The sequence below is a fragment of the Rhodococcus aetherivorans genome, assembly GCF_025722975.1.
GTDB lineage: Bacteria > Actinomycetota > Actinomycetes > Mycobacteriales > Mycobacteriaceae > Rhodococcus > Rhodococcus aetherivorans.
On record NZ_CP106982.1, the window covers coordinates 4,036,066 to 4,052,820 of the forward strand.

Here is a 16,755-nt window from a genome sequence, read left to right on the forward strand (position 1 = left end):
ACGGACGGGACGTTTCGGACACGGCGACGCCGGGCATCTTCCGGGGATGACGACTTCCCCGGCGAGCTCGACGCGACCCCAGGCCACCTCCGCCGACCGGCTCCGCGTCGCAGGCGTCGCCGTGTCGGCGATCACCGCGGTCGCCGTCTCCTTCCTGGGATCCGGGGCCGTGGTGGGCACACCGATCTCCGAGGTGGCCGGTGGGGCGCTGTCCGCCGACGCGACGGCGGTGGCGCCGGGCGGTCCGGCGTTCTCGATCTGGTCGGTGATCTACCTGGGCCTGCTGGCGCTCGCGGTGTGGCAGGCCCTGCCCGCGCACCACGCCGACCCTCGCCAGCGGACGCTCGGCCGGTGGATCGCCGCGTCGATGCTGCTCAACGCCGCGTGGATCCTCGTCGTGCAGCTCGAACTGCTCGCGGTCAGCGTCGCGGTCATCGCCGCGCTGCTGGCCGTGCTGGTCCGGATCTTCCTCGGCCTGACCCGCACCGCGCCGTCGTCCCGCCTCGAGGGCGTCGTCGTGGACGGCACCATGTTCCTGTACCTGGGCTGGGTGGCGGTGGCCACGGTCGCGAACACCGCGGCGGCGCTGCGCGCCGCGGAGGTCGACCCGTTCGCGCTGGGCGCCGACACCTGGGCGGTGCTCGTCCTGGTCGTGGTCGCCGCGGTGTCGGTGCTCCTCGCCGTCGCCGGGCACGGGCGGCTCGCCGTCGCCGCGGCCATGGCGTGGGGGCTGGTGTGGATCGCGGTGGCCCGCAGCGGCGACACCGGCTTCACCTCCACCCCGGCCGCCGTCGCGGCCGGCGGCGCGGCGGCCGTCGCGCTGCTCTCCGCGGTCGGCGTGCGACTGCGCACCGAGACCGCGCGGCGCCGGCGGCCCTAGTGGCCCTCGCGGTCCCGCCGCGCCAGCTCGGCGAACATCGCGTTGTGGGCGGCGAGATCGGCGTCGTCGTCCCGCTCGGCGGCGCGGTCCACCCGTCGCGCGGTGCGCTCGTCGCTGCGCGACCACTGCACCAGCAGGGCCAGCATCACCAGCACCAGCGGGATCTCCCCGGCCGACCAGGCGATGCTGCCGCCCACCTTCTGGTCGGCGAACAGGTCGCTGTTCCAGGCCAGGCCGAGACCGCGGTAGTAGGACTCGGCCATCACCGTGCCCATGCTCATCAGGGTCACACCGAAGAACGCGTGGAACGGCAGCGAGCCGAACACCATCGCCAGCTTCGTCACCGGCGTCACGTCGCGCGGCGACGGGTCCACGCCGATCACGACCCAGTAGAACAGGTAGCCGCTCATCAGGAAGTGCAGGTTCATCAGCACGTGCGCGGCGTGACTGTCGGCGTTGGCCTCGAAGATCCCGCCCAGGTACAGCGCGTAGAAGCCGCCGACGAACATCACCGACGCGACGACCGGATGGGTGAAGAACCGCGACGGCGGGCTGTGCAGGAACGCCAGGAGCCATTCACGCGGGCCGGGGTAGCCGTCGCGGCCCGCCGGTTTGAAGGCCCGCAGCGCCAGGGTCATCGCCCCGCCGAGGGCGAGCAGCACGGGCGCCAGCATCGACATCGCCATGTGGGCGCCCATGTGCACGCTGAACATCGCCGGCGAGTACATGCCCACGCCCGACGACGTGGCGACCAGCAGCACGAAGCAGCCGGAGAACCAGGCGATCGACCGGCCGACGGGCCAGCTGTCGCCGCGCCGGCGCAGCGTCCACAGCCCGATCGCGTAGCCGACCGCGAGAACCAGGGCGATCGTGCCGAAGATCAGGTCGAAGCGCCACGCGCCGAAGAAGAGGGTGCCGACCGTCGGGGGGCCGTCCAGGTTGTAGCCCAGCTCCACCTCGAGCAGCGACGGCACCGTCGCCGGCGGGGGCGGCGGGGTACGGCCCAGCCCCACGGCCAGTCCGACGGTGGCGGCCAGGATGACGGCCTCGACGGCCGCGAACCGGACAAGCGCGCCCCGGTCGTCGGGGTTCGCCTCGAGCGCGGGCAGCGCGCGGCGCCGCTGCATCCATCCGAGGGCGCCCAGGGCGATCAGCGCCAGCGCCTTGGCCAGGACGAGCCGGCCGTAGGTGCTGGTGAGCAACTCGTCGGCCGGCAGCCGCACCGCGGCGTTGACGATGCCGCTCAGGGCCATCACCGCGAAGGCCACCCCGGCGACGAACGAGAACCGGCGGGCGGCGAGGTCGGTGTGCGCGCCGCGGCGCCACCCGTGGGCGAGCAGGGCGAACAGGCCGCCCGCCCACACCGCCGCCGCGACCAGGTGCAGCACCAGGCTGTTGGTGGCCATGTCGTGCGATCCGCCCGACGACGAGTGCCCCGTCAGGGCCAGCGGCATCAGCGTCACCAGGGACAGCAGGAGCAGGTACGGCACCCACGACCAGCGCACCGCGGCGCGGATCAGCACCGCCAGGATCAGGGCGAGCGCCGCCGTCCACGCCCACGCGAGCGCGGTGTCGATCTGCCCGATCGCACCCCACAGGTTCTCCGGCTTCAGCGCCTCGGCCAGCGGCTGCCCGGATGTGTCGGACAGGGTCAGCGGCACCAGCACCGCCGAGCAGAACGCCCAGATCAGGGCGGCGGCGCCCGCGGTGCGCACGGCCCGGTAGCCGTCCACGTCGAGCACCCCGCTGCGCTGCGGCGGTACCAGGAACGCGGCGAAGAACAGCGAACCGACCGCGGCGACGGCCGCGACCTCCGCGATCGCCCGCACCGCGGGCAGCCCGTAGGTAGTGAGCGGACCGGGGTCGGGGATGCCCAGCAGCACCAGCGCCTGCGCGGCGGACAGGCCGACCACGATCGGCGCGACGACCGCGGCGACGAGCCCGAGGAGGACGTACAGTGCCGACGTGTTGCGCCGCCCGGCCGGCGGCGAGGACGTCGGCGCGGCCGACGCGAGCTCGGGTGATGCCATACCTAACAGGGTAGGACCTCGACGAGCGCCGCTACGACGGGCCGTCGGAGACGTGCGCCACCCGGCCGGCGGCCGGGTCGAGATCGAACACCGCGCGCAGGGCATCGAGGGTGTCGGCCGCCAGCAGGGCGTCGCAGTGCGGCAGCGCCGCCGCCATCGGCCCGGTCTCGGGACGGTACCCGGGCCGGCCGGCCCGCGGGTTCAGCCAGATCAGCCGGTGCGCGCGGCGGCGCACCCGCGCGACGGCCCGGCCGAGGGCCTGCGGATGGTCGCTGTCCCACCCGTCGGAGGCGACGAACACGACGGCGCCGCGCAGCAGGTTGCCGTGGTGGGAGGCGAGCAACGCCTCGAGGCTGCCGGCGATGTGGGTGCCGCCGTAGCGGTCGACGACCGTGTCGTTGGCGCGGGCGACCGCGTGCTCGGCGGAGCGGTGCGCCAGGGTCGCGGTGAGCCGGGTCAGGCTCGTGGAGAACGCGAACACCTCGGCGTCGCCGGCGCGCACCGCGGCCCGCATCAGGTGCAGGTAGATGTCGGCGTAGCCGTGCATGGAGCGGCTCACGTCGCACAGCACCACGATCCGGCGCGGACGGCGGATCGGGCGGGCGCGGCGCAGGCGCACCAGTTCGAACCCGGTGTGCCGGGACGCGTCGAGGGTGGCGCGCACGTCGAGGCGGCCGTGGTGGTGCGGCATGCGGCGGCGGCCGAGGCGCCGCGGCCAGCGCACCCGGGCCTGCTCGAGCCACTGTCCCAGGGTGCGCAGGTCCTCGGGCCGCAGGTCGGCGAACGGCTGGTCGGCGCGGATCTCGACGGGGCTCGGGGCCCACGGCCCGGGCCGGACCGTCTCGGGCGGTTCGCCGGACCGGCGCGGCCTGCGGGTGTGCCACGGCACGCCCGGCTGCGGCGACGCCGGCGCCGGGTTCGGCGCCGCACCCTGCACGACGGCGTCGCCGGCACCGACCGTCCCGTCGGGGCCGGTGCGGCGGGCGTGCGGGTCGACGGCGAGGACCTGGTGGTCGAAGACCTCGGCGAACACGGCGTCGAATGCCGCGAGCGCGTCCTGCCGATCGACGAGGGCCACCCGCGCGGTCCAGTACAGCCGGCTGCGGGTGCGCGGCGGGTACAGCCGCAGCGCCCGCACCAAGGTCGCGGCGGCGGTCGCGGCGACGGGCACGCCGGCGCGGCGCAACCGGTCGGTGAGCGCCACGGTGAACGCGGCGAGGTCGACGCCGCGCAGCAGCAGCGCGGTGCTCACGCCCGGTACTCCTCGTACTCGGCACGGATCGTGGTCCGGTCGTCGGGGGTCTTGGCGAGCGCGGTCAGCGTCGCCACCGCGCCCGGGTGGACCAGATCCCCCACCCCGAGCGCGACGAGCGCGGACACCCAGTCGATGGTCTCGGCGATGCCCGGCGCCTTGTCCAGGTCCAGCCGGCGCACGGAGGCGACGAAGTCGGCGGCCGATTCGACGAGCGCGAGGTTCGCGGCGGGGACGGTGCGGCGCAGGATCGCGACGGCGCGGTCCCGGTCCGGGTAGTCGATCCAGTGGTAGAGGCAGCGCCGGCGCAGAGCGTCGTGCAGGTCTCGGCTGCGGTTGGAGGTGAGCACGACGATCGGGGGCCGCGCGGCGGTGAGGGTGCCCAGTTCGGGGATCGTGACGGAGAACTCGCCGAGGAACTCGAGCAGCAGCGCCTCGAACTCGTCGTCGGCCCGGTCGATCTCGTCGATGAGCAGTACCGGCGCGGTGGGGCCGCGGTGCCGCACGCAGCGCAGCACCGGCCGCTCGAGCAGGAACTCCTCGGTGTAGAGGTCGGCCTCGCTCAGACTCTCACCCCGGGTCTCGGCGAGCCGGATCGCGAGCAGTTGCCGCTGGTAGTTCCAGTCGTAGAGGGCCTCGCTCGCGGCGAGGCCCTCGTAGCACTGCAGCCGGATCAGCTCGGTGCCCACGGCGGCGGCGAGGGCCTTGGCGGCCGTGGTCTTGCCGACGCCGGGCTCGCCCTCGAGCAGCAGCGGCCGGCCGAGCTCCACCGCGAGGTACAGGGCGGTGGCGGTGCCCTCGTCGAGCAGGTAATCCTGGTCGTCGAACCGGCGGATGACATCGTCGACGCCGCCGAACACGCTCATCGGCCGGCTCCCGGGGCCGGTCCCGTCACGAACACGCGGCGTGTTCCTTCTGGTAGGTGCGGCGGCAGCCCGGGCAGCAGAACCACACGTCCGTGCCGGCGTCGGTCAGGTGCGGGGTGTCGGCGGTGACGGTGACGGTCATCCCGCACACGGGGTCCACCGCGGTGTGCGGCGGCGCGGCCGGCGCGACGGGCGCACCGAGGCTCTCGCGGCGGATCGCCTGCACCAGTTCGGCGACGATCGACAGCCCGATCTCCGCGGCGGTGCGCGCACCGATGTCGAGACCCGCGGGGGTGTGCACGCGGGCCCGTTCGTCGGGGCGCACCTCGGCCTGCGCGAGCACGTCGGCGCCGCGCCGCCGGCTGGCGACGAGGCCGACGTAGCCGATGCCGGCGTCGAGGGCGGCCCGGATCATCCCGGCCTCCTCGCCGCCGAGGCTCGCGACGACGACGGCGGTGGCGTCGGCGTCGGGGGCGGCGCCCGGGCCGGGGCGGGTGACGGCGAAGTCGAGCCGCGCGGCGATGTCCGCGACGGCCTCGGCCACCGGCGTCGACCCGGAGACGACGAGGATCGGGGTGGGCAGTTGCGGCTCGAGGAAGATCTCCGTCGCGCCGCCGGACAGGCACGGGTTGACCGCGACGGTCGCCCCCGGAGTGTCCGGGAAGGTCTGCGTCGCGCCGGGCAGGACCCGCAGCAGGATGCTCTCCCCCGTGTTCAGGGCCTGCCGCGCGGCGTCGCGCACCGAGGTCTCGGTGCACTGGCCGCCGACGAAGCCCTCGATCGTGCCGTCGTCGAGCACCAGCGCGCAGTCGCCGGCGCGGGCGGACGTCGGCCGCTGGGCGCGCACCACCGTGGCGCGGACGAACGCCCGTCGCCGGCGGGTCAGTTCCGCGGCGCGCACCGTCAGATCCATGTGGCTCTCCCTGGTTCGGGCCGGTCGGTCAGATCGGCGGGGTGGGCCGGCCCTGCATCGCCTCCCACACCCGCGACGGGGTCAGCGGCATGTCGGCATGCCGCACCCCGAAGGGGCGCAGCGCGTCGACGACGGCGTTGACCACCGCGGGCGGCGAGCCGACGGTCGCAGACTCGCCGATGCCCTTCGCGCCGATCGGGTGGTGCGGCGACGGGGTGACGGTGAAGCCGGTCTCGAAGTGGGGCACCTCCATCGCCGTGGGGATCAGGTAGTCCATGAGCGAGCCGCCGAGGCAGTTACCGTCCTCGTCGAACTCGATCATCTCCATCAGTGCCATGCCGATGCCGTCGACGATCCCGCCGTGCACCTGCCCCTCGATGATCATCGGGTTGATGCGGGTGCCGCAGTCGTCGACGGCGAGGAACCGGCGCACCGTCACCTCCGCCGTCCCGGGATCGATGTCGACGACGCAGAAGTACGCCCCGTACGGGTAGGTGAGATTCTCGGGGTTGTAGCAGATCTGCGCCTCGAGTCCGCCCTCGACGCCCTCGGGCAGATCGCCGGCGCCGTGCGCCCGCATCGCGATGTCCTGAATGGTCACCGACGCGGTCGGATCGCCCTTGACGTGGAAGGCGCCCTTGACCCAGTCGAGGTCCGCGACGGACACCTCGAGCATGCCGGAGGCGATGATCCGGGCCTTGTCGCGCACCTTGCGGGCGACGAGGGCGGCGGCCGCGCCGGAGACCGGGGTGGACCGGCTGCCGTACGTGCCGAGACCGAACGGGGTGTTGTCGGTGTCACCGTGCACGACGTCGATGTCCTCGGGTGGGATGCCCAGTTCCTCGGCGACGATCTGCGCGAACGTGGTCTCGTGGCCCTGCCCCTGGGTCTGTACCGACAGTCGCACCACCGCCTTGCCGGTGGGGTGCACGCGCAGTTCGCAGCCGTCGGCCATGCCGAGGCCGAGGATGTCCATGTCCTTGCGGGGGCCGGCGCCGACGGCCTCGGTGAAGAACGCCACGCCGATGCCCATCAGCTCGCCACGCGCGCGGCGTTCGGCCTGCTCGCGGCGCAGTTCGTCGTAGCCGACCATCTCCACGGCCTTGCGCAGGGTGGTTTCGTAGTCGCCGGAGTCGTATTTCCAACCGGTCTTGCTCGTGTACGGGAACTGTTCGGGGCGAAGCAGATTCCGTAGCCGCAGCTGCACCGGATCCAGCTCGAGGTCGTAGGCGAGGCAGTCCACGAGCCGCTCGACGAGGTAGACGGCCTCGGTGATGCGGAACGAGCACGCGTAGGCCACGCCGCCGGGCGCCTTGTTGGTGTAGACGGCGGTCATGTGACAGTAGGCGGCCTCGATGTCGTAGCTGCCGGTGAACACCCCGAAGAACCCGGCCGGGTACTTCACCGGGGCGGCGGTGCCGTTGAACGCGCCGTGGTCGGCGAGGACCTGGGTGCGGATCGCGAGGATCTTTCCCTCCCGGGTCGCGGCGATCTCGCCGACCATCACGTAGTCGCGCGCGAAGCCGGTGCTCACCAGGTTCTCGCTGCGGTCCTCCATCCACTTGACCGGCTTGCCGGTCACGAGCGAGGCGACGATCGCGCAGACGTACCCGGGATAGATGGGCACCTTGTTGCCGAACCCGCCGCCGATGTCCGGGGCGATCACCCGGATCTTGTGTTCGGGCAGACCGGCGACGAGGGCGTAGAGGGTGCGGTGGGCGTGCGGCGCCTGACTGGTCGACCAGAGCGTGAGCTTGCCGCTGATACGGTCGTAATCGGCCACGGCGCCACAGGTTTCCATGGGCGCCGGGTGCACGCGGGGATAGACCATCTCCTGCCGGGCGATCACGTCGGCCTTCGCGAACGCGGCCTCGGTGGCGGCGGCGTCCCCCGTTTCCCAGTCGAAGCAGTGATTGTCGGTCTTGCCCTCGAGGTCGGTGCGGATCACGGGCGCCTCGGGCGCGAGCGCGCGGCGGACGTCGACGACCGGGTCGAGGATGTCGTACTCGACGTCGATGAGCTCGAGGGCGTCGCGCGCCGAGTAGCGGTCGTCGGCGACGACGAAGGCGACCTCCTGGCCCTGGAAGCGGACCTTGTCGGTGGCGAGGACGGCCTGGACGTCGTTGGACAGGGTCGGCATCCATGCCAGGCCCTTGTCCGCGAGGTCGGCGCCGGTGACGACGGCCCTCACCTTCGGGTGGGCCTGCGCGGCGGTGGTGTCGATGCCGAGGATCTTCGCGTGGGCCACGGGTGAGCGCAGGATCGCCAGGTGCAGCATGCCCGGCAGCTGCACGTCGTCGACGAAGCGGCCGTGGCCGCGGATGAAACGCGGGTCCTCCTTGCGCAGCATGCGCCCGTGACCGCACGGCTTCTTGTCGTTGTCGACGGTGTCGAGCAGCTCGGGGGTGGGGTCGACGGCGGTCATGACGGCGCCTTCTCGGTGACGGGGTGCTCGGCGGCCCAGCGGATGGACCGCACGATGGTGGTGTAGCCGGTGCAGCGGCAGATCTGCCCGGAGATCGCCTCGCGGATGGTCTGCTCGTCGGGGTCCGGGTTGCGGTCGAGCAGGGCCCGGGCGGTGATCATCATGCCGGGGGTGCAGAAGCCGCACTGCAACCCGTGGCAGCGCATGAATCCCTCCTGCACGGGGTCGAGCACGCCGTCGCGCTCGAGTCCCTCGACCGTGCGCACGTCGTGGCCGCTCGCCATGACGGCGAGCATGGTGCACGACTTGACGGGCTCGCCGTCGACCGCGACGACGCAGGTGCCGCAATTGCTGGTATCGCAGCCCCAGTGCGTGCCGGTCAGGCCGAGGTGATCGCGCAGGAAGTGGACGAGCAGCAGCCGCGGTTCCACCTCGGCACTGACCTCGTCACCGTTGACGGTCATCGAAACACGCATCGGGTCAACCCCTTTCGGAGGTGGTGAGCCGCTCGACGGCGCGCCGCAGGGTGCGCACCGTGAGCTCCGCGGCGAGGTGGCGTTTGTAGTCGACGGTGCCGCGCTGGTCCGCGACCGGGTCGCTGGCGGCGGCGGCGAGTTCGCCGGCCTCGCGGTAGAGGTCCTCGGACGGTGTCGCGCCGCGCAGCCGGTCGGAGATGCCGGCCAAAGCCTGCGGGTCCGCCCGGAGCGCGGTGAGACCGACGCGGGCGTCGTCGATGGCCCCGTCGCCCATCCACACGGCGGCGCCGGCCGCGGCGATCGCCCAGTCCCCCGTTCGTCGCTCGACCTTGGCGTAGGCGCTCGACCCGCGGCCCCGTCGCGGCAGCCGGACCTCGACGAGCAGTTCGTTGGGGGCGGCGGTCGTCTCGTAGGGGCCGAGATGGAACTCGTCCATCGTCAGCGTCCGGCTGCCGTGCGGACCGCGCAGCACGACCGAGGCGTCGAGGACGTCGCACACGGTGGACAGGTCCTCGGCGGGGTCGGCCTGGCACAGCGACCCGCCGATCGTGCCGCGGTTGCGCACGACGGGATCGGCGATGACCCGTTCGGCGTCGCGGAAGATCGGGAAGATCTCGGCGAGCGCCTCGCTTTCGAGGAGTTCGCGGTGCCGCGCCAGCGCGCCGATCCGCACGACGTCGGGCTCGACGGCGATGTAGCCGAGCTCGCCGGCCAGGTCGTTGATGTCGATCAGGCATTCGGGGGCGGCGAGCCGCAGTTTCATCATCGGCAGGAGACTGTGCCCGCCCGCGACGACCCGGGCTTCCTCGCCGCGTTCGTCGAGGAGTGCGATGGCGTGATCGATGCCGGTGGCGCGCTCGTATTCGAAAGCCGAAGGTACTTGCATGTGGCATACCTCACATTTCAGCTACCTACGGAGTGTATGCCCGCGCTTGCGGCGCGACGGGCGGATTCGCCGCCCGATAGATTCGGACGCAATCACCCGGCCGGAAGGACGTCTGCCCGAATGAACGAGATCCGCACCTCCGTCGTCGCGGTCGGGCCGCTGCAGGGCTACCTCGCGGCGCCCCGGGACGGCAGCGGCGTGGGCATGGTGCTGCTGCCGATGATCACCGGAATCGGCGCGCAGGTGCGCGCGTACGCCGAGGACATCGCAGCCACCGGGATCACCGCGCTGGTGTGGGATCCGTTCCACGGCCCGAACGCCGACGACACCCCGAGGGAACGCCTCTACGAACTCATGAACGGCCTCGACGACGATGCCGCGCTCGCCGAGATCCGCCTGCTGACCGACCACCTGCTGGGCGAGCTCGGCGCCGAACGCGTCGGCATGCTCGGTTATTGCCTCGGCGGGCGCCTCGCGCTGCTCGCCGGCGCGCGCGACGAGCGGCTTGCGAACGTGATCGCCTACCATCCGTCGATCCCGGCCGTCCCGGCCGCGAACCACACTCACGACACCGTCGCCGACGCCGCGCGCATCGCCGCACCGGTGATGGTGCTGCACGCCGGCGCCGACACGATCATGACGGCCGACGTGTTCGCCGACCTGCAGCGGTCGCTGCTGTCCCGCACCTCGGGCGCGACGATCGTGCACGTCTACCCCGGCGCCGAACACGGCTTCAGCACCCGCGCCCGGCACGGCAACCCTGTCAACGCCGACGCGTACGCCCTGTCGTGGCCGCAGGCGCTGAACTTCATGGCGCAGACCCTCGCCGCGGGCCGCCGGTGAGGGCCGCCGCGGCGAACGGTTAAGATTCTGGCCGCGCCTCCGTAGCTCAGCTGGATAGAGCAAGAGCCTTCTAATCTCTAGGTCGCAGGTTCGAGTCCTGCCGGGGGCACCACAGAAACCGCAGCTCAGCGGCGGTTTCCGCCACTTTACCAGCGGTGGTGTGCAATCTCCGGGCAATCGAATTGCCCGATCGGCCTTCCGTCACCCAAGAGAACGGCCCTGGTCAGTGCGGGAACACCGTCCAGGGCCTCGGCCCGATCGGAAGGTCCTCCGATGAACCGTCCCGTCATCGTACGGCGCGCACAGTTCGCGCTGTCCATCCTCCTCGGCTTCGGCCTGGTCTACGGCTTGCCTCTCGCGGTCCTCGATGCCGCGATCACCCTCGGGTGGCACGCATGAGCGCCGCGACGGCCCTCTCCGCCGGCCCCCTCGAGCGCGTCGAGCTTGTGCTCGACTTCCACCAGCACGGCCCGCAGCGGTGCGCAGCCGTGATTCTCGAGCCCGTCGACGGTTGCCCTGCACTCGAGTGCTGCATCCCCGTCGACGAGCTTCACATCGCCGCCTGATACCCGGCTCGCTGCGTCGACCAGGGTCCCCAGGCCCTGGTCGGCCCTGTGAGCCGGGCTTGCGTGCTCGGGCCGCTCCGGTAGCCGAGACGCAACCTTCATCACAACGTCGCTTCTGCCGTCTCCGACGTGAACCGAGACGGTCCGGGATCCATCCCTAGTCCCCGCGAACGGCGCGGGGCACCCGACCGCACGGGAGTGCACACCTCCGGCCGGGTCCAGCACAGCCGCACGCTCATCAGGGCGTGGGGCTACTCGTGCTGGCCGAGACGGTATATCGGGGCATGGTTACCGGGCGACCTTGGGGGAGGGGACAACGACACCGGCACCCTTGGGTGCTCCTTACGGTTAGGTACAGCCGCCCGCAGGGCGTCCGCTTCGCACGGCACTCCGGTGCCCATACAACGAACAGGAAGTACATGAACACGCACGCAATCCGTCCGACCTCCACCGAGTTCACCGCGGAGGCCGACGGGTGGACAGCTGAGCAACTCACCGAACTCGGCATCACAGCTACTGATATCGCTCTCGCCGCCCGGCAGCTCGGCCGTCCCGTCGCCGAACTGGTGAGGTTCCCGGAGTAGTCGGAAACGGTGAATGGACCCAACCCCCGGTGGCTGGGTCCATTCACATATCGCGTCCCGGTCGCATGAACCCTCAATGGCGTCCGCCTCCGGTCCCAGGGTCAACAGCGGGAGAGTCGATCCAATTCGCGAATCAACTTCCTCACCAGCGGATCGCCCGGTTTCTTCCGCAGCGCCCGATCGAACAGTCCCCCACCAGGCTGAGGGATTTGCGGCGAACGCGTCGTGATGATCTGATCGCCGATTCCCACGATTGGAATCCCCTCCGAGGTGCCGTACTCCTTGGCAAGCTCCACAGTCTCGGAACCGAACACCCTCTCGCAAAGGCGCAGCACTCGTCGACGACGGAACCATCCCTGATCCGACGCGATCTTCAGGATCTGAGCGCAGAACTCGCGGTCCTGTCCTTGGACGCTCTTGTCGTCAGGCCGTCTACCTATAGTTGGTAGTTCGCCCCGGTTGAATTGCATGATGTCGCGCAATTTCGGCGCTATCAGCACCGCCAGCTTCCGTCTTGCCTGCTCGGCAGTCCTCGCCCTCTCCTGGCGCACCGTAACGTGACGGGCCGTGATCCACGACACGACGCCACCCACTAATGCCGAGACCACACCCGAAGTCACGACCGAACACAGGTCAACAGGCACACACGCATTATCTCGCGCGTGTCAGCCGCATATGACGATGGACGTTTCGGAACCGCAGCGGCCTTGCCGGCGGACGGCGGAACAGGGTGCCCGATCGACGTACCGATATCGCCGGTCCCCACTTCGCGCGACTTGCACCCTGAGCGGCCGGTTCCTGCAGCAGACTCCGACGGGTAACACGAATCGAGCATCACGGGATGATTCGGGCATGAGACTTCGCGGCGCCATGTTCGCTCCCGCTCTGCTTGTCGTCGCTGCCTGCGGATTCGGAGGCAGCGAACCGTCCGAGCCAGAAAAGCTCTCCGGGATGCAGGAGTACGAATCAATCGAAGCGATGGTCGACGATTTCGGCGAACGCGGCCTCAACTGCGACATCACAATGGACAAGAACACCAGGTACGCCACCGAAGCCGGGCGCTGCCAGATGCTTGATACGGAGATGGTTCTCTCGATCTTCTCCGACACTCGGCAAATGGATAACCAGCGCGGAACCAATCAGCTGCTCGCGAGCGCCGGCATCGACTACGGATTGCTCATCGGGGCGAACTGGACGGTCAACTGTGGCAGCGAGGCCGACTGCGAAGCGGTCAAGGCCAAGATCGGCGGACGGATAGAAGCGGGGTAGACAGCCTCAGCAGTGGACGCACAATCCCTTGTGAGCCCGAGCGTGGCAGACGGAGATTAGTCGCGCCAGCAGACAACCCTCGTAGCCGTAGCGCGTACCCCAGCACCGGAATCCAACAGTCCATATGGTCCAGAAGTCCGGCGAAGGACCCTATGATCATCGTGCTCGAACGGAAAGGACGTCAATGACTGAGTCAGATTGGGAAAAGACGGCACTCGCGGGTTACATGCGATGGGTTGACGCGAATCTTCCCGGGCCGGAAGTTGTGGGCCAACCCCTCTGGGGTGTCTACGCCGAGTACAGAAAAGCCTCCGGAAACGCATTGTCCAGCGAAGACCCAGCGCCCCATCTCCAACGCATGATCGAGCTCGCCAAAAAGGGCGTCACCTTCAACGCCGAAACCACCTAGCTGGAAATTCTCCCGCGGAGCCTACGGAGGACACAATGCGGCACTGTCCAGCACCCGCCCTTCTACAGGACGCCCGTACGGCGATCGCCCGGCACAGAAGCCATGGCATTCCGGGAGTCAGTTAGCGTCCCGCTGCAGCATCGAGAACTCGTCCATCCGGACATGCCTACGACGACTGCCAACGAACCATCTGGCGCGTGCTGGCCAGGCGAACGACCCACCGAGATGGGCTTCCGCGGATATGCAATACTCCGGGTGATCCGGACAACACGAGCGAATGTAGGGGGTGCGATGCCACGGATGGCAGCGAAACAGCGTCAGTCCGACATTCGCTATACCTCGCCCATTTGCACCGCGAGCCAGGCGGCTCGGCTCGCCGAGATGCCGGTCAACACCGTGCGGGCCTGGACTCGCCCTACTGCAACTCGGCCGGCCATCGTGCACACGATCGAAAATTCCCAACGCGGATGGCCCACGGTCCCGCTCGTAGGCGTCATCGAGACCTGGTCCATGCGAGCACTGCGCAAAGCCGGCATCCCCATGCAGAAGCTGACTCGAGTGGCGGAACAACTCCGCGAGGAGTTAAACGATCCCTATGTGCTTGCGCGCCCCCTGCTGTTCACGGACGGAGTCGACCTATATCGCCGAGATCGCGGGGATCTCTTCCGTATCGAGGACGGACAGCAGCCGATTGAACAGGTGATTCAGAATTACCTCTCTCGCGTCGAGCTCGACGACGACCGCGAGCCGAAAGCGTTCAAGATCTCGCTTACGAACGGTGTCGAACTGTCTATCGATCCACGGTTCAATGCAGGTCGGCCGTCCTTCGAACGCAATCGAATACCGGTTTTTGCGGTTCTCGGGGCCCTTCGTGCTGGGGAACCGTCCGCGGTTGTCGCGTCTGACTACGACCTGAGTGCCGAGGAGGTGCACGCCGTTGAGGTCGCCCCGAAGTGGCTCACGGAAGTCGCGTAAGCCGGTTGTGTTGCTGGACCGATGTGTTCCTGCCGGTGTCGGGGCGGCCCTCAAGCACTTCGAAATTGAGTACCGTACGCTCGCCGATTTGTACGGTCCGGGATACGCCCAGAAGGTCACGGACGTTGAGTGGATTCAGGAAAGCGGTATGCAGGGCATGCTGGCTCTTACCCAGAACTTCCGGATTGCTCGAGTACCCCATGAGGCGGAAGCCGTCCGGCGCCACGGTGCGCGAGTCTTGTCGTACCACCGGGCCGATCTGACCAAAGAGGCAAAAAGCCTAGTCCTCGGCCGCCACCTTCAGACGCTTCGCCGCCTGCATGATCACTCCGGTCCAGCGTTTTGGCGCGTATCGCCGCGCGACATATTGCGGGATATCTGAGCACACGGAATTACATCTTGCGCAGCTCCTTGCAGCTGGGTGAATCGTCCACCTGCTTCAGCGTGTGGCGCCTCAACAGCACCCGTCCACTGCCGGAGTCACCGGGCGAGAAATTCACGTCTCCGCTGCATCCACAGCACGCCGCTGTGGCCTCTCCCCCGCGCTTCGGAGCACGCAGAGTTCGGGTCAGCCGTTGGGCCGGAACGGTTTCGGGCTCCTCCGTGTGTCATGTGATCACTCCTCCGGCAGCGTCGCGCCGCCTCGGACGTGCCGCACAAAATAACCCGGCTGGGGATAGTGCCCCGCCGGGTTATCGTTTTTCGAGCTGAGCAGCCCGGAATCCGATCCTCAGTCCTTCGGAATCGGGTCCACCGGTGCAAGACGCTTTCCGTCATAGGCCGGCTCGGGACGAGCGTCGCGGAACGGCGCATGGTAGATCGCCTTCCGTAAGGCCCCGACCGACTCCCGCCCGTTGTTGAGCGCAGCGTTGCGGTACGAATCCGACTTCGACTCTTCAGCGCGGATTGCACTGATGCTTGCAGGCGTCATGCGCTGTGCCAGAAGTTCCGCCTGATAGCGAACCTCGGGATCGGGATGCCCGAATGCAAGGCGGAGCAGCCGCGGATGATGCTTGCTCCGGTACTTATCAACCTCGGCTTGAGCTGATTCCTCGGTCCGCCCCATGTCGGAGCCGTTGATCACGTAAGCCTCGAAGTGATCCCAGAAGATCGTGAAGTCCGTGATCGTCTGTACGGCGTCACCGTGAAGCTGCTTCACGAAGGTGCGGTATTCGGCGTCGAGCTGCGATGTATCAGTCACGAGGCTCAACCGTAGCGGCTGGCGCGGACAGCACCGCCGGCTAGTGGGCTGCAGCATGGTGGGAGGAGGCGGTTACGGCCCACCCGTCGGAAAATCTTGAACCCTCCGCGCCATACAGCGCCCTCCCCCGCGGTCGGGGAGAGGGGTGCTCGAGGTCCCCCCGGGTGGGGTCAGGGCCTCCGACCTGCGGTCCTTCGGTTGCAGCCGCGGTGTTCGGGTCCGCGGTAGCTGTTGCGGTCGTGGTCGTCGCGCCCGAGGCCTTGTGGTGACCATGACTTGGCGAGGTCTCACCCATAGATTGGCGGTGAGCCTTTGGGTGAGTCCATGTCCGACTACATCTGATCGAGGATCTTCGTCCCCAGTGGGCCGATACGGGTTTCATGCACCATGTTCATCAAAGTCGAAGCGAGGTCCTCCAACTCCTGAATCTCTGCCTCATTGGGCGACGGGGTAACCGTGAGTTTCACCTCCACCCGCTTGGAACCGTCGTCATTGACTCGCACCTGCGCGACCGACTGCTCCAACGAGGGGTCGACACGATGGCCGATGTGCTTATCCCTCCAATGGATGACTTGCTCGTGCCGCTCACGCTGAGAGGCATCGAGACTGTCGATTAGCTGCTTCAGTAAGGCGCGTCGCCGTCCGGTCTTGAAGCACCGGCCGTAGCCGATTGCCGCGCCCTCCCAGGCCGCTCGCCGGAGGAACATGTTCGCCGGGGTGTCGGGGATCTCTTTCCGGCAGAACAGCGCCTGACGCACGTAGAGCAGGTCGGTCCACGCGGAGTGCCACTCGCAGTACTCCGCGGCATCAGGCCCTCGCAAAGTGGTCACGTCGGGTAGAGGTGTGGCAGTCATAGACGAAGTGAACCAGCTCGTTGCGACAGTCAGCTGCGGATGCCCTTTACGGGCCCTCCCCTTGACGGTCGGTGGGTCGCTGCTCCTCCGCGTGGGCACGTGCTGCCCGGCCGAACTCCCTCTTCAGGACGTCGAGCTGCTCGACTGTCGGCGGCTTGCTTCTCGAGAGGGTTTCCTCGAGCCATGCCTCTACCTCGGGCGTGAACTGACGTCTCGTCATCGAGCGCCTACCTTCGTCGTGCGGGAGCAGCGGTCGCACCGAGTGTCCCTCTGCCGGGTGGCGCGTTCCACTCCTGCGGTATGGCTGCGTGTCGACGGTGACCCAC

General features: G+C 69.2%; 20 protein-coding genes and 1 tRNA gene. 10 read left to right on the plus strand and 11 right to left on the minus strand.

The genetic code is table 11. The features are described 5' to 3' along the window. Positions 1-46 precede the first annotated feature (46 nt). Positions 47-880 (plus strand): tryptophan-rich sensory protein, encoded by an 834-nt coding sequence (locus OCS65_RS18205; protein ID WP_044475557.1) that lies wholly within the window; start codon positions 47-49, stop codon positions 878-880. Here OCS65_RS18205 and OCS65_RS18210 read toward each other — a convergent pair. Genes OCS65_RS18210 through OCS65_RS18240 form a run of 7 tightly spaced genes read right to left on the minus strand, consistent with a single transcriptional unit; the run spans position 877 to position 9,728 of the window. After that, positions 877-2,910 carry a cytochrome c oxidase assembly protein gene (locus tag OCS65_RS18210; RefSeq protein ID WP_006930510.1) on the minus strand — a complete coding sequence of 678 codons (2,034 nt, stop codon included), beginning with the start codon at positions 2,908-2,910 and terminating at the stop codon, positions 877-879. The genes OCS65_RS18205 and OCS65_RS18210 overlap by 4 nt on opposite strands. A gap of 31 nt (positions 2,911-2,941) precedes the next feature. Beyond that, entirely contained in the window at positions 2,942-4,162 is a 1,221-nt protein-coding gene (locus OCS65_RS18215) for a vWA domain-containing protein (protein WP_185712688.1), read from the minus strand. Continuing rightward, positions 4,159-5,028: an AAA family ATPase gene (locus tag OCS65_RS18220; protein ID WP_006946617.1), complete on the minus strand. Its 870-nt coding sequence runs from the start codon at positions 5,026-5,028 to the stop codon at positions 4,159-4,161. The genes OCS65_RS18215 and OCS65_RS18220 overlap by 4 nt, the downstream gene beginning before the upstream one ends. A 25-nt stretch (positions 5,029-5,053) precedes the next feature. Further along, entirely contained in the window at positions 5,054-5,941 is an 888-nt protein-coding gene (locus tag OCS65_RS18225) for an XdhC family protein (protein ID WP_006946618.1), read from the minus strand. Between the two features lie 28 nt (positions 5,942-5,969). Beyond that, the gene (locus OCS65_RS18230) at positions 5,970-8,366 is read right to left on the minus strand and encodes an aerobic carbon-monoxide dehydrogenase large subunit (RefSeq protein WP_043798973.1); all 2,397 of its coding nucleotides are present in this window, start codon (positions 8,364-8,366) and stop codon (positions 5,970-5,972) included. Continuing rightward, positions 8,363-8,842, minus strand: a complete 480-nt coding sequence (locus OCS65_RS18235; protein WP_006946620.1) for a (2Fe-2S)-binding protein — start codon at positions 8,840-8,842, stop codon at positions 8,363-8,365. The genes OCS65_RS18230 and OCS65_RS18235 overlap by 4 nt, the downstream gene beginning before the upstream one ends. Before the next feature lie 4 nt (positions 8,843-8,846). Then, complete coding sequence (locus OCS65_RS18240; RefSeq protein ID WP_006946623.1) at positions 8,847-9,728, minus strand: FAD binding domain-containing protein; 882 nt, start codon at positions 9,726-9,728, stop codon at positions 8,847-8,849. A 120-nt stretch (positions 9,729-9,848) separates the two neighbouring features. Here OCS65_RS18240 and OCS65_RS18245 point away from each other — a divergent pair, with 120 nt between their 5' ends. From OCS65_RS18245 to OCS65_RS18265, 5 genes are all read left to right on the plus strand, one after another. Further along, positions 9,849-10,571 carry a dienelactone hydrolase family protein gene (locus tag OCS65_RS18245; RefSeq protein WP_185712687.1) on the plus strand — a complete coding sequence of 241 codons (723 nt, stop codon included), beginning with the start codon at positions 9,849-9,851 and terminating at the stop codon, positions 10,569-10,571. Between the two features lie 35 nt (positions 10,572-10,606). Next, positions 10,607-10,683: transfer RNA gene (locus OCS65_RS18250), tRNA-Arg, on the plus strand. Between the two features lie 161 nt (positions 10,684-10,844). After that, the gene (locus OCS65_RS18255; protein ID WP_263507388.1) at positions 10,845-10,970 is read left to right on the plus strand and encodes a hypothetical protein; all 126 of its coding nucleotides are present in this window, start codon (positions 10,845-10,847) and stop codon (positions 10,968-10,970) included. After that, positions 10,967-11,137 (plus strand): hypothetical protein, encoded by a 171-nt coding sequence (locus OCS65_RS18260; RefSeq protein ID WP_263507389.1) that lies wholly within the window; start codon positions 10,967-10,969, stop codon positions 11,135-11,137. The genes OCS65_RS18255 and OCS65_RS18260 overlap by 4 nt, the downstream gene beginning before the upstream one ends. A 419-nt stretch (positions 11,138-11,556) precedes the next feature. Then, positions 11,557-11,721: a hypothetical protein gene (locus tag OCS65_RS18265; protein ID WP_263507390.1), complete on the plus strand. Its 165-nt coding sequence runs from the start codon at positions 11,557-11,559 to the stop codon at positions 11,719-11,721. Between the two features lie 101 nt (positions 11,722-11,822). On the opposite strand, the gene OCS65_RS18270 is transcribed toward OCS65_RS18265, so the two are convergent. Further along, on the minus strand, positions 11,823-12,365 hold the full coding sequence (locus tag OCS65_RS18270; protein WP_263507391.1) for a hypothetical protein: 543 nt from the start codon (positions 12,363-12,365) through the stop codon (positions 11,823-11,825). A gap of 208 nt (positions 12,366-12,573) precedes the next feature. On the opposite strand from OCS65_RS18270, the gene OCS65_RS18275 reads away from it, so the two are divergent. The 4 genes from OCS65_RS18275 to OCS65_RS29960 all read left to right on the plus strand — a co-directional run bounded on the left by OCS65_RS18275 (position 12,574) and on the right by OCS65_RS29960 (position 14,756). Next, positions 12,574-12,990 carry a hypothetical protein gene (locus tag OCS65_RS18275; RefSeq protein ID WP_263507392.1) on the plus strand — a complete coding sequence of 139 codons (417 nt, stop codon included), beginning with the start codon at positions 12,574-12,576 and terminating at the stop codon, positions 12,988-12,990. Positions 12,991-13,174: 184 nt separating this feature from the next. After that, complete coding sequence (locus tag OCS65_RS18280) at positions 13,175-13,399, plus strand: hypothetical protein (protein ID WP_263507393.1); 225 nt, start codon at positions 13,175-13,177, stop codon at positions 13,397-13,399. 300 nt (positions 13,400-13,699) lie between these two features. Next, positions 13,700-14,374, plus strand: a complete 675-nt coding sequence (locus OCS65_RS18285) for a DUF433 domain-containing protein (RefSeq protein WP_263507394.1) — start codon at positions 13,700-13,702, stop codon at positions 14,372-14,374. Positions 14,375-14,381: 7 nt separating this feature from the next. After that, positions 14,382-14,756: a PIN-like domain-containing protein gene (locus OCS65_RS29960; RefSeq protein ID WP_420833208.1), complete on the plus strand. Its 375-nt coding sequence runs from the start codon at positions 14,382-14,384 to the stop codon at positions 14,754-14,756. Positions 14,757-15,104: 348 nt separating this feature from the next. Here the strand turns inward: OCS65_RS29960 and OCS65_RS18290 are convergent, their stop codons facing one another. The 3 genes from OCS65_RS18290 to OCS65_RS18300 all read right to left on the minus strand — a co-directional run bounded on the left by OCS65_RS18290 (position 15,105) and on the right by OCS65_RS18300 (position 16,649). After that, positions 15,105-15,575 (minus strand): hypothetical protein, encoded by a 471-nt coding sequence (locus OCS65_RS18290; protein ID WP_263507395.1) that lies wholly within the window; start codon positions 15,573-15,575, stop codon positions 15,105-15,107. 332 nt (positions 15,576-15,907) lie between these two features. Then, the gene (locus tag OCS65_RS18295) at positions 15,908-16,405 is read right to left on the minus strand and encodes a hypothetical protein (protein ID WP_263507396.1); all 498 of its coding nucleotides are present in this window, start codon (positions 16,403-16,405) and stop codon (positions 15,908-15,910) included. Between the two features lie 70 nt (positions 16,406-16,475). Next, complete coding sequence (locus OCS65_RS18300) at positions 16,476-16,649, minus strand: hypothetical protein (protein ID WP_263507397.1); 174 nt, start codon at positions 16,647-16,649, stop codon at positions 16,476-16,478. Between the last annotated feature and the right edge of the window lie 106 nt (positions 16,650-16,755).

Coding starts and splice junctions, on each gene's coding strand:
- OCS65_RS18285 (WP_263507394.1), top strand. CDS start 13,700: ATGGCAGCGAAACAGCGTCAGTCCGACATTCGCTATACCTCGCCCATT.
- OCS65_RS18205 (WP_044475557.1), top strand. CDS start 47: ATGACGACTTCCCCGGCGAGCTCGACGCGACCCCAGGCCACCTCCGCC.
- OCS65_RS18210 (WP_006930510.1), bottom strand. CDS start 2,910: ATGGCATCACCCGAGCTCGCGTCGGCCGCGCCGACGTCCTCGCCGCCG.
- OCS65_RS18220 (WP_006946617.1), bottom strand. CDS start 5,028: ATGAGCGTGTTCGGCGGCGTCGACGATGTCATCCGCCGGTTCGACGAC.
- OCS65_RS18280 (WP_263507393.1), top strand. CDS start 13,175: ATGACTGAGTCAGATTGGGAAAAGACGGCACTCGCGGGTTACATGCGA.
- OCS65_RS18225 (WP_006946618.1), bottom strand. CDS start 5,941: ATGGATCTGACGGTGCGCGCCGCGGAACTGACCCGCCGGCGACGGGCG.
- OCS65_RS18240 (WP_006946623.1), bottom strand. CDS start 9,728: ATGCAAGTACCTTCGGCTTTCGAATACGAGCGCGCCACCGGCATCGAT.
- OCS65_RS18230 (WP_043798973.1), bottom strand. CDS start 8,366: ATGACCGCCGTCGACCCCACCCCCGAGCTGCTCGACACCGTCGACAAC.
- OCS65_RS18300 (WP_263507397.1), bottom strand. CDS start 16,649: ATGACGAGACGTCAGTTCACGCCCGAGGTAGAGGCATGGCTCGAGGAA.
- OCS65_RS18245 (WP_185712687.1), top strand. CDS start 9,849: ATGAACGAGATCCGCACCTCCGTCGTCGCGGTCGGGCCGCTGCAGGGC.
- OCS65_RS18265 (WP_263507390.1), top strand. CDS start 11,557: ATGAACACGCACGCAATCCGTCCGACCTCCACCGAGTTCACCGCGGAG.
- OCS65_RS18255 (WP_263507388.1), top strand. CDS start 10,845: ATGAACCGTCCCGTCATCGTACGGCGCGCACAGTTCGCGCTGTCCATC.
- OCS65_RS18235 (WP_006946620.1), bottom strand. CDS start 8,842: ATGCGTGTTTCGATGACCGTCAACGGTGACGAGGTCAGTGCCGAGGTG.
- OCS65_RS18260 (WP_263507389.1), top strand. CDS start 10,967: ATGAGCGCCGCGACGGCCCTCTCCGCCGGCCCCCTCGAGCGCGTCGAG.
- OCS65_RS18275 (WP_263507392.1), top strand. CDS start 12,574: ATGAGACTTCGCGGCGCCATGTTCGCTCCCGCTCTGCTTGTCGTCGCT.